Origin of the sequence: Mucilaginibacter sp., from assembly GCF_965201005.1 — a bacterium.
Taxonomy (GTDB): domain Bacteria; phylum Bacteroidota; class Bacteroidia; order Sphingobacteriales; family Sphingobacteriaceae; genus Mucilaginibacter_A.
The window spans coordinates 1,061,833-1,073,944 of sequence record NZ_OZ241747.1 but is presented as its reverse complement, the minus strand read 5'-3'; the positions used below and the strand labels follow the sequence as shown (position 1 = coordinate 1,073,944).

Here is a 12,112-nt window from a genome sequence, read left to right as displayed (position 1 = left end):
AATAATATTGCTTAATTTACGAGGGCACTTTTCCCAAAACGGATCATATCTGCTGCATCTGTTAACCCTTCTTTTGTTGAAATTATAACTCCTTTACTATTTAATATATAAACCGTTGGATAAGATTCTAAACCCCATTTTTCTGCAAGTTCGATACCTTCGCCTTTTTCTGCATCAATAGCAAGGTTTATAAAATTTTTATTAAAAAAAGCTGCTACTTCTTTGTTTTTAAATGTTGTTTCTTTCATCTGGCGACACGGGGCGCACCAAGTAGCATATGCATCAACAAAAACATATTTATGCTCTTCTTTGGCCTTTTTTAACGCTTGTGCCCAAGAACTTTTGACAAAGTTGATTTGTGCAGCGGGCTTGGTATTAATTTGACTTTTCCCGATTAATGGTAAATTCAGGAAAAATATTAGCCAGCTCAGGCTTAACAGATTAAGTTGAAGTTTTTTATTCATTGGTAGCACTTGTTTAAGTTTCTGTCAACATCCTGATTTAACAAACATACTTATTTTATCACCTAAAATTTGTATGACCGATTACAACATCAATACAAAAACGTGTTCCATACAATGATTTATGGCTGATATAAGAAGTATGCAATAATTAACTTGAACTGATCATTAAGTTTTTTTTATCGATATTAAGATTGAGCATCTACATCTTTTTTACAAATAAAAGTACAATAGCTTTTATTTTGATTCTTTCTTTAAAGCACCAGCAACTGCTTGTAGCAAATCCGGGTTGATCCGTTGTTTATAATCAGGATTAATATACTCAAATTGGATTGTACCTTTGGTATCTAAAATAAAAACAGAAGGTACAGGCAGAAGTTTATCAATATTTTTACCGTTAGAACTGTTGACCAACAATTTTTCGTAAGCTTTCGGAGCTACATAAGCTAACCCAAACGCTTTAGAAACAGATAATTCACTATCTGATAATAAAGTATAGGTAAGCTGATCTTTTCCCATCGTTTTCGACAAGTTTTCTGGGCTGTCTGTACTAATGGCAACAATTTGATATCCCATTGCTCTCAAACTTCCTTCAATTGTTTGAATTCCGGATAGTTCCCTGTTGCAAAAAGGACACCATCCGCCACGATAAAAAATAAGAACAGTTGGTTTTTTGGCCACTTCTTCGTTTAAATTGAAAGGTTTACCATTAAAATCAGTTAAATTAACAGTTGGGATAGATTCCCCAATCAGCAGCGGGCTGATGTCAGTGGGATTGGCGGGAATGATTTCGCCTGGCAGTGTTTTGATTGTGCTTAGAGTATCAATAGTTAAAGGGTTTGCCTTTACCGTAAAAAACACAAATAAGCTAAAAGCCGCCAAAAGCAAAGCCTTAGTATAATGTTTTAATTTGGCCGAATTAAATAAGTTGTGTGTCATAGAATGTTTAATTAGTTATTTGTTTTAATGGTTTTGTCGGCTTTTAAGTAAAAACCTTACAAATTATTTTAATTTTTATTTGTACAAAGTTTTAGGTTTGAGAATTGATTTTGAAAATTTCCTAAAAGTTTGCAGGCCAGATGGTTACGCTTTTATACCAATCTTTTAGAATGATGGGTTTTACTTTTTTTGAACAACATGATCAAGCAACCTGAACTTTATTCCCGAAAATAGCACGATACCGGCAAGGTTTTAAAAACCTTGCCGGTATTAAAAATCAATCATCAATACTTCTTTTATAAGATAAATTTTGATGAGTCGTAACTTTAGGTGATAAAAGAAGCATTGTTGTTGGATTGAAAATCATTAGCTCTAAAGTACGGGATTGCAAATCACGATCGGCGGAATTTAGACTGATAATTATACTAAAATACATCATCATCACATAAAACATTTTGAAATTTTCTCAAAGAAAAATTGTTAGATTAATTAATATTTCTTTTAAAATATGGACTGAATTCACTTGCTAAAACCATTGTTAAAATAGCTAAACAATAAGACATTATTATCTTTGTTTTTTTAAAATCACTTGTAACTATACTGTAATCATCTTTAGCCATTATATTGGCGATATTGTAGAATATAATTAAAGATATAGTAATTTTAAAAACTATGAAATCCCCTAGTTTAATATTCCGAGTCAAATAGTAATAAAATACACAATATATTAAAAACATCCAGCTATGGAAGATTGAATAGTCGATTAAGTATAAAAAAATAAAGTTAAAATTTTGGGAGGTATATTTAAAACTTATAATGCAATCAAGAATATAACTGTATAGGCTTAAGCTTATAATAATTATTAATAATGATATATAAAGCTTTTTGATATAATATTCTTTCATTTCGCAATTAATAACATCTCGTTGGTCGGGATTTATGATCCCGTCCTCTGAACTAAGGATTTTTAATCCTTCAAAAACTCAAATTTTATACCCATAAAAACAGCATCAAACAACTTCCTCCTCCAAAATATCAACCTCTACCCTCAAATTCTGGATAATATGCTGCTGCCGGTCCGGCGTATTTTTGCCCATAAAATATTCTAACAACGATTTAATGTTGGCTTCTTTTAACAACACGGGATCCAGCCGGATATCTTTTCCGATAAACAAACCAAATTCTTCCGGCGAAATCTCACCCAAACCTTTAAATCGTGTGATTTCCGGTTTGTTGCCCAATTTTCTGATCGCGCGCTGGCGTTCTTCGTCGCTGTAACAATAAATAGTTTCCTTTTTATTACGCACACGGAAAAGCGGTGTTTGCAAAATAGAAACATGGCCGGCTTTTACCAAGTCCGGGAAAAACTGCAGAAAAAACGTCATTAAAAGCAGTCGGATGTGCATACCATCTACGTCTGCATCGGTTGCAATTACAATGTTGTTGTAGCGCAATCCATCCAAACCATCTTCAATGTTGAGCGCGTGTTGCAGCAGGTTAAATTCTTCGTTTTCGTAAACTACTTTTTTGGTGAGGCCAAAGCAGTTTAAAGGTTTTCCTTTTAAGCTGAAAACTGCCTGCGTTTGTACATCACGGGATTTAGTAATGGAACCGCTTGCAGAATCGCCTTCGGTAATAAACAGCGTGGTATCCTGTTTCCGTTCGTGCGTATCTTCAAAATGCAACTTGCAATCGCGCAGCTTTTTGTTGTGCAGCGATGCTTTTTTGGCGCGTTCGTTGGCCAGTTTTTTAATGCCGGCAATATCTTTTCGTTCGCGTTCTGATTGTAAAATGCGCTTCAGCAAACCATCCGACGTTGATGGATTTTTATGCAGATGGTCGTCCAGTGCTTTTTTCACAAAATCATTGATGAAAGAACGTACCGACGGACCATCTTCGGCCACATTTTGCGAACCTAACTTGGTTTTCGTTTGCGATTCAAAAACAGGTTCCTGCACGCGGATGGAAACCGCAGCCACAATAGAAGCGCGCACATCGGCCGCGTCAAATTCCTTTTTATAAAACTCACGGATGGTTTTTACAACGGCCTCACGGAAAGCTGCCTGGTGCGTGCCGCCCTGCGTGGTGTGCTGGCCGTTCACAAAAGAATAATATTCTTCGCCATATTGCTGCCCATGCGTCATGGCTATTTCAATATCCTCCCCTTTTAAATGGATGATCGGATAACGCAGGTTTTCAGTATCGGTATTGCGCACCAGCAAATCGTGCAGGCCTTTTTCAGAATGGTATTTTTGTCCGTTAAAATTGATCGTTAGCCCGGCATTTAAAAAAACGTAATTCCAGATCATGTTTTCGGCAAACTCCGGGATAAAACGATAATGCCGGAAAATACTGTCATCCGGCAAGAAACTGATGGCCGTACCATTACGCTGCGTGGTGTCTTTTTCTTCTTCGCGGATCAGTTCGCCTTTGCTAAATTCAGCGATTTTGGTGCGGTTATCGCGGTAAGATTGCACGATAAAATTACTGGAAAGCGCATTTACAGCCTTCGTTCCAACACCATTTAAACCAACCGATTTTTGGAAAGCTTTACTGTCATATTTTCCACCGGTATTGATTTTAGAAACGCAATCGATCACTTTCCCTAACGGAATGCCGCGGCCATAATCGCGTACAGCAATTTTGTGTTCACTTAAATTAATGTCGATGCTTCGGCCAGCACCCATCACAAATTCATCAATAGAGTTATCTACAATTTCTTTCAGCAAAACATAAATGCCGTCATCATAAGCAGAACCATCGCCCAATTTGCCAATATACATGCCCGGCCGCAAGCGGATATGTTCCTTCCAATCCAACGAACGGATGCTGTCTTCACTATAATTTACAGGATTTGAAGTATTGGAAAGGCTTGCCGGCATGATTTTTTTGCTACTAATTTTAGCACAAATTTATCAAAATCAAAAGATTCTGCCTTATGTTACAGGTCTTTGTTTGAAAGTTTACATAAAATGTGGATAAATTTATCCTGTAAAAGAAGCATCAGTTAAACCTGACGGCGTAGTAAGCTTTGTTTACTTTTTTATAGAAATCCGGCCCGTTATCATTGCTCAAAAACAGCATCGAAATAAAACCGGAACCATTTTTTTGCAGACTTAGCAACAGTCCATATTGAAAATGATTGGTTTCGGGGCGGTCAAACAGCTCTAATTGATATGATTTTCCTTCATCGGCATGAAAAGTATTCAGCACTTCCTGCGGCAGTTTTTTGGTGATGTAATTATTTTTTCCGGCCAGCATTCCCGCTGCAGATTGCGCTGCAAGATTATAAACAGAATCAGGGTTGATGAGAACATGTTTGGCATTGTCTTCTAAAATCCTGCGTTTTGGCCAGGATTGCTGCGTGTTCCTCACCTGATACCAAATCTGGAAATTTTCATCAGGCAGTTCCATCGCATAATCCACGTCAATATTGTCCTGGTGCAAGGCTTTTATTTCCCTAAACCCTTTGGGTATGGCAAATTGCAAACCGGTTGCAGAGAGTGATTGCTGAAAGGTTTTAAGCTGAGAATAAAGTTGCACGGTTTGCGTGTAACTGCTTCCGCCGAAGATAAGTAGAACAACAAGAATTTTTGAAAACTTCTTCATGTAGCCCGGTTTAAATCTTATAAATCCTATTTCATAAATCTGCCAGTCAAACTTAATATATTATATGTTAAAACAATGTTAATTGCTGCGGAATAAAAATCAATTGCCCATTATATATTGAAATTTTTACCGGTAAAAACAGCATTATCACAAGTTGCTGATGCCTATCGGAATCAGATTAGCTTAAACCGAACCTTAGCCAGCATTTCACGGTCAAGACTATAACTTAAGAACTACTTTTTCAATGTTAAAATTACAACACTAAGTGCTGGCAATTCTGCAACCAATTGTGCACCTTGTTTTTTTGCACCGGTAAAAGCAGTAACGGTTATTTTATCAGGCTGATCAAAAGAGTTGTAATCGGTAAATTTTGCTGAAGTCACCATCCGGCCCTGCACAGATTTGTAATCCACAGATTGCAAAACAGTGCTGACCGTCATTTTTTTGGTGTTGAGGTTCACAAAAGAAATATGCACCACACCGTTACTATCGCGCGAGGCGGAAGCATTTACGGCAGGAACTTTTATATCATCAACCATATAATCAGGAGATTGAATAGTGATGGGCAGCAAAGTGGCATCCTGATGAACCTGATAAAGATCAAAAACATGGTATGTTGGCGTCAGGATCATTTTCTCTTTTTGGGTAAGCACTAAAGATTGCAGCACGTTGACCGTTTGCGCCAGGTTGGCCATTTTCACGCGGTCTGCATGATTATTAAAAATATTCAGTGTTGTGCCTGCAATCAGTGCATCGCGCATACTGTTTTGCTGAAATAAAAACCCTGGATTGGTGCCTGGTTCCACATTCGTCCAGATTCCCCATTCATCCACCACCATGGCCACTTTTTTTGCCGGGTCATATTTGTCCATAATGGCCGAATGCTTGTTTACCAATTCTTCCATGTGCAGGCAGTTGCGCATTGTGGAAATGTATTGCTTCTCATCAAAATTAGTGGCCGAACCTTTATCGCCCCAGTTGCCGGTTGGCACCGTATAATAATGCAGCGATAAACCCCAGGCCCTGTTACCAATGTTTTTCATGGCAACTTCCGTCCAGTGATAATCATCACTGTTGGCACCGCTGGCGATTTTTTTAAGCGGCGCACCGGGATAATTACGGGCGTAAGTGGCATATCGCCGAAATTGATCTGAATAGAAATCCGGTGTCATGCTGCCGCCACAGCCCCAGCTTTCATTGCCCACGCCCCAAAAACTTACTTTATAAGGTTTCGGATGACCGTTTTCTGTACGCAAGGCCGCCATCGGGCTTACGCCGTCAAAATTGAGGTACTCTACCCATTTAGACATTTCTTCAACCGTGCCGCTGCCCACATTGGCAGAAATATAAGGTTCGCAATTCAGCATTCCGCACAATTCTAAAAATTCATTTGTGCCAAAACTGTTGTCTTCTGTTACGCCGCCCCAGTTGGTGTTCACCATTTTTGGCCGTTTTGTTCTCTCGCCAATGCCATCGCGCCAGTGATATTCATCTGCAAAACAACCGCCCGGCCAGCGCAGGTTCGGGATGTGGATTTTTTTCAAAGCTGCTACAATATCGGTGCGGATACGGCCTTTATTCGGGATCGCTGAGCCTTCAGAGACCCAAAAACCATCGTAAATACTTCTGCCCAAATGTTCTGAAAACTGGCCGTATATATGCCTGCTGATCTGCGTTTTGGCATCTTTTCCGTTTAAAACGGCTTGTGCGGTTTGCTGGCAATCAGCACGTTGATGCAGCAAAAACACCAAAGAAATTATAGTAAACAATGGCTTCATCTTGTAGGTTTTTTGGTGTGATGCTTCTTTTAAAAGGTATTTTTTAAAGAAGCTGTATTTAATTTTATGTTTGATAACAGATTGCACGTTTCATTGGCAATCACATCCAAATGTATCAATATTATATAAATGTCAAAACAACAATTAAAATAATTTTGAAATAAAATTTTTTCCCGAAGTATTAATTATATTTAGAGCCTGTTTAAATTTTTGCCAACAGGATTACAATGCTTCTTTTATGCCAATAAATTTCGTTTTCATAAATGTTGTAGATGGAAAAAAATCAGGTAAAACCACCAAATTTTAGGCGATAAAAGAAGCATACAAAAACCCTTTAAACAAAATTTAAACAGGCACTTAACTCTATGAAAACAGCTTTCAGTCACAATTAAAAAAACATGGTCCGATATTTTGGTCAAACCCGAATTCTGGTTGCGGTGGATTGTATTATTTTTGGATTTGATGGCGACAATTTAAAACTGCTGCTTATTCAGCGTGGTTTTGAACCGGAAGCAAAAAAATGGAGTTTGATGGGCGGTTTTATTCAGCCCGATGAAGGGTTGACCGCAGCAGCAAACCGGATTTTGAAACAACTGACCGGCCTGGAAGGTGTTTTTTTGGAGCAATTGAAATGCTTTGGCGAGCCCAAACGCGATCCGCTGGAACGTACCATTGGTATTGCATATTTTTCGCTGATCGATATCCATCAGTATGAAAAACAAATCAGCCAGGATTATCATGCCGAATGGTTTTTGCTGAATGAAGTGCCCAAACTGATTTTTGACCACCAGGAAATGGTAGAAACAGCCAAGCGCGAACTGCGTTACAAAGCTGCCCTGCACCCAATTTTATTTGAATTATTGCCCGAAAAATTTACCATCCCGCAGTTGCAAAGTCTTTATGAAGGCATCTACGGGACTACTTTTGACAAGCGGAACTTTAGCCGGAAACTGCTATCGACCGGCTTGCTGATCCGGCTGGACGATAAGCACAAAGAGAACTCCAAAAAAGGAGCTTTTTATTATACTTTGGACAAAACGCAGTATAAAGAAAAATTTCGGTCTTTTATCAACTTCATCCCAAACCCGGAAAGTTTGATTTTTTGATTTAAAGCTGCTTAAAATCTAAGTTACAAATTTTACATGCTTCTTTTATCACCTAAATTTTGGTGATTTTTTTTATCGACAACTATTGCAAAAGCAAATTTTTAGTGATAAAAGAAGCATTGCAAATCCGTTTGCGATCGTATAAACCGGCCTTTTAAGTTGTCAGTCATTTTATTATGCCATAATCTTCCTTATGCGAATAATTAAATGTTAATTAGACACGAATTGTAATCATGGAAAACAAACAGTTTGTTATTGGCGTGGATTATGGCACAGATTCCGTTCGTTCTGTAATTGTAGATGCAGAAAACGGACAGGAAATTGCTTCATCCGTTTACTATTATCCGCGTTGGAAACAGGTTTTATATTGTGATGCATCGCTCAATCAATTCCGCCAGCACCCGCTGGATTATATTGAAGGACTGGAGTTTACGATAAAAGAGTGCCTAAAAACAGCATCGGATATCGACCCAAAAAACGTAAAGGCAATTTCCATCGACACAACCGGTTCTTCGCCTGTTGCGGTTGATGAAAGCGGAACGCCGCTTGCCCTGTTGCCAGATTTTGCGGAAAACCCAAACGCCATGTTTGTGCTTTGGAAAGATCATACTTCGTTAAAAGAAGCTGCAGAACTAAACGAACACGCGCAAAAATCGGAAATAAATTATCTGCAGTTTGTCGGCGGCATTTATTCTTCGGAATGGTTTTGGGCGAAGCTTTTACATATTTTACGGGTTGATGAAAAAGTTCGTGCAGCAACCTATTCCTGGGTGGAACATTGCGATTGGGTTCCGTTTTTACTTTCGGGAGGAAAACATATTTCGGAGATGAAGCGCAGCGTTTGTGCAGCCGGACATAAAGCACTTTGGGCCGAGGAATATGGCGGTTTGCCTCCTGATGAATTTTTCTCATCCTGGGACCCGCTTTTAAAAGGGTTTACTTCCCGTTTATTTAAAGAAACTTATACTGCTGATCAAGCCGCCGGGAATTTAAGCGCAGAATGGGCAGAAAAATTAGGCTTATCAACCGATGTTTTGATTGGCGTTGGTGCTTTTGATGCCCACATGGGTGCCGTTGGCGGCCAGATCGAACCTTATTATTTAAGCAAAGTGATGGGCACTTCTACCTGCGATATGCTGGTTGCGCCAACAGCAGAAGTTGCAGGGACTTTGGTAAAAGGCATTTGCGGTCAGGTTCCGGGATCGATCATTCCGGGGATGACGGGCATGGAGGCCGGGCAATCTGCATTCGGTGATTCTTACGCCTGGTTCCGCGAATTGCTGGTCTGGCCGATGAAAGAGCTTCTTTTATCGACTAAAATTATAGATCAGGAAACGGCGGCGGACCTTGTACAGGAGATGACGGATAAAATCATCCCCGGGCTAAGTAAAGAAGCGGCAAAAATCGACATAAACGAAAAAACCGAACTTGCGATAGACTGGCTGAACGGCCGCCGTACGCCGGACGCCAATCAGGAACTAAAAGGCGTAATTGCCAATTTACGTTTGGGCACCAACGCGCCTTCTATTTTCCGGGCGATTGCCGAAGCAACTTGTTTTGGGGCGAAAAGCATTGTTGATCGTTTCCAAAAAGAAGGCGTGCCGGTAAAAGGACTGATCGGAATGGGCGGCGTGGCCAAAAAATCGCCTTTTATCATGCAAATGATGGCCGATGTAATGAACATGCCAATCCGCATCCACAAATCGGAACAAACCTGCGCTATTGGTGCGGCCATGTTTGCCGCAACGGTTGCCGGAATTTATCCAAAAGTGGAAGATGCAATGGCGGCGATGGGGCAAGGTTTTGATGCGGAATATCAACCCGATTTGCAGAAGGTGGAAATATACGCCAAACGTTATCAAAAATATATCAACCTCGGCAAAGCCATCGAAAGCCAAACGATGGATTTTTAACCGATAAAAACAGCATCAAAATGAGCAAATACGATGAAATCCGACTGAGTGCTTATACAGCGAACATGCAGTTGCCAAAGCTTGGTTTGGTGCTTTTTACCTTCGGGAACGTGAGCGCAGCCGACCGCAAGCAAGGTGTTTTCGCCGTAAAACCAAGCGGAGTGCCTTATGACGAACTTTCGCCGGACAATATGGTGATCGTGGATTTTGATGGCAAAACGGTGGAAGGTTTGATGCGGCCATCATCCGATACCAAAACACACGCCGTATTATACAAACATTGGGAAAATATTGGCGGAATTGTGCATACACATTCTACTTATGGCACGGCCTGGGCACAATCGCAGCGTGATATTCCGATTTACGGAACCACACATGCAGATCATTGCACTGCAGATATTCCTTGCGCGCCGCCAATGGCAAATGACATGATCGAGGGAAATTATGAATACCAAACCGGTTTCCAGATTATGGATTGCTTGCGGGAAAAAGGAATGGATTACCGGGAAATGGAGATGATTTTGGTAGGCAGCCACGCTCCTTTTACCTGGGGAAAATCGGCAGAAAAAGCGGTTTACAACAGCACGGTTTTAGAGGAAGTTGCCCGCATCGCTTATCTCACAGAACAGATCAACCCCGAAGTTAAACGCCTAAAAACAGCATTGATCCAAAAACACCATGACCGTAAGCATGGAAAAGATGCTTACTACGGGCAATAAACCGCTTTTACAGATGCTTCTTTTACCGGTATAAAATTGGTGTCGTTATTTATCCTTCCCAAAAAATCAACAAACCGAAAATATGATCAATTTAAAAGAACTGGAAGTTTGGTTCGTCACCGGCAGCCAGCATTTATACGGTGAAGAAACGTTGAATCAGGTGGCGCAGCATTCGGAGCAAATTGCCTCAGCTTTAAATACTTCCAAAGAAATACCGGTAAAAGTAGTATTCAAACCAACGGTAAAAACCACGGAAGAAATTTATAGCATTTGTCAGGATGCGAACATCGCAAAAAACTGCATTGGTTTGATTACCTGGATGCACACGTTTTCGCCGGGCAAAATGTGGATCAACGGCCTCAAAATCCTGCAAAAACCGATGCTCCATTTACACACGCAATTTAACCGCGATATCCCCTGGGAAACGATGGACATGGATTTTATGAACCTGAACCAGAGCGCACACGGCGACCGCGAGTTTGGTTTTATTGTTTCCAGGATGCGAATCGATCGCAAAGTTGTAGTTGGCCATTTTGAAGACGAAGAAGCGCAACGGGAAATTGGGACTTGGGCGCGTGCAACAGCGGGCTGGCATGATTGGCAAGGTGCAAAATTTGCGCGTTTTGGTGACAACATGCGCTTTGTGGCTGTTACCGAAGGCGATAAAGTAGAAGCGGAATTAAAATTTGGCTATTCGGTAAATACTTATGGCATAGGCGATTTGGTGAAAGTGATTAACGCCACTTCGGCTGCGGCAATTGATCAGCTGATTGAAGAATACAATGACAGCTACATGATGGCTGAAAGCTTATTAAAAGGCGGCGCACAATTTTCCTCCTTAAAAGAAGCAGCAAAAATAGAAATTGGCTTACGTACTTTTTTGCAGCAAGGCAACTTTAAAGGTTTCACTGATACTTTTGAAGACTTACACGGAATGGCGCAATTACCCGGAATCGCGGTGCAGCGTTTAATGGCCGAAGGTTACGGTTTTGCCGGGGAAGGCGACTGGAAAACGGCAGCTTTGGTGCGCGCCATGAAGGTAATGGGCAGCGGTTTGCCGGGCGGAAATGCGTTTATGGAAGATTATACGTATCATTTTAACAAAGAAAACCCGTTAGTTTTAGGTTCGCACATGCTGGAAGTTGACCCGGTTTTGGCTAATAGAAAACCGACTTGCGAAATCCATCCTTTAGGAATTGGCGGCAAAGCAGATCCGGTTCGTTTGGTATTTAACGCCGGTGGCGGAGCAGCTTTAAATGCTTCGATTGTAGATATGGGCAACCGTTTCCGTTTATTGGTTAACACTGTGGAAGCTGTAGAAATAGAACATGATTTACCAAAACTACCAGTCGCCCGCGTATTGTGGAAACCACTGCCCGATATGAAAACCGGTTGTGCCGCCTGGATTTATGCTGGCGGCGCGCACCATACCTGTTTCAGCCAGAATTTAACGGCTGAACACTTGCAGGATTTTGCGGCAATTGCCGGGGTTGAATGTATTACCATCGATGCGGATACAAAATTGAACCAGTTAAAAAATGAATTGAAGTGGAATGAAGCGGCTTACAAGTAAATTTAGGTGGTAAA

At 40.6% G+C, this 12,112-nt stretch carries 9 protein-coding genes; 4 read left to right on the top strand and 5 right to left on the bottom strand.

Features of this window, described 5'->3' with window-relative positions:
• Positions 1–11 precede the first annotated feature (11 nt).
• The 5 genes from ACOFKR_RS04930 to ACOFKR_RS04910 all read right to left on the bottom strand — a co-directional run bounded on the left by ACOFKR_RS04930 (position 12) and on the right by ACOFKR_RS04910 (position 6,787).
• Positions 12–464 (bottom strand): thioredoxin family protein, encoded by a 453-nt coding sequence (locus ACOFKR_RS04930; RefSeq protein WP_419802907.1) that lies wholly within the window; start codon positions 462–464, stop codon positions 12–14.
• 234 nt (positions 465–698) lie between these two features.
• The gene (locus ACOFKR_RS04925; RefSeq protein ID WP_419802906.1) at positions 699–1,400 is read right to left on the bottom strand and encodes a peroxiredoxin-like family protein; all 702 of its coding nucleotides are present in this window, start codon (positions 1,398–1,400) and stop codon (positions 699–701) included.
• A gap of 1,010 nt (positions 1,401–2,410) precedes the next feature.
• Positions 2,411–4,282 (bottom strand): DNA topoisomerase IV subunit B, encoded by a 1,872-nt coding sequence (locus ACOFKR_RS04920; RefSeq protein WP_419802905.1) that lies wholly within the window; start codon positions 4,280–4,282, stop codon positions 2,411–2,413.
• A 121-nt stretch (positions 4,283–4,403) separates the two neighbouring features.
• Positions 4,404–5,009, bottom strand: a complete 606-nt coding sequence (locus ACOFKR_RS04915) for a hypothetical protein (RefSeq protein WP_419802904.1) — start codon at positions 5,007–5,009, stop codon at positions 4,404–4,406.
• A 233-nt stretch (positions 5,010–5,242) separates the two neighbouring features.
• Positions 5,243–6,787, bottom strand: coding sequence for an alpha-N-arabinofuranosidase (locus tag ACOFKR_RS04910; protein ID WP_419802903.1), 1,545 nt, complete (start codon positions 6,785–6,787; stop codon positions 5,243–5,245).
• 398 nt (positions 6,788–7,185) lie between these two features.
• On the opposite strand from ACOFKR_RS04910, the gene ACOFKR_RS04905 reads away from it, so the two are divergent.
• The 4 genes from ACOFKR_RS04905 (at position 7,186) to araA (ending at position 12,098) form a co-directional block, all read left to right on the top strand.
• Positions 7,186–7,893, top strand: coding sequence for an NUDIX hydrolase (locus ACOFKR_RS04905; RefSeq protein ID WP_419802902.1), 708 nt, complete (start codon positions 7,186–7,188; stop codon positions 7,891–7,893).
• A gap of 233 nt (positions 7,894–8,126) precedes the next feature.
• Positions 8,127–9,806 (top strand): ribulokinase, encoded by a 1,680-nt coding sequence (locus ACOFKR_RS04900; protein ID WP_419802901.1) that lies wholly within the window; start codon positions 8,127–8,129, stop codon positions 9,804–9,806.
• Positions 9,807–9,826: 20 nt separating this feature from the next.
• Positions 9,827–10,525, top strand: a complete 699-nt coding sequence (locus ACOFKR_RS04895) for an L-ribulose-5-phosphate 4-epimerase (protein WP_419802900.1) — start codon at positions 9,827–9,829, stop codon at positions 10,523–10,525.
• A gap of 82 nt (positions 10,526–10,607) precedes the next feature.
• Entirely contained in the window at positions 10,608–12,098 is a 1,491-nt protein-coding gene (gene araA / locus ACOFKR_RS04890; protein WP_419802899.1) for an L-arabinose isomerase, read from the top strand.
• Positions 12,099–12,112: the final 14 nt, after the last annotated feature.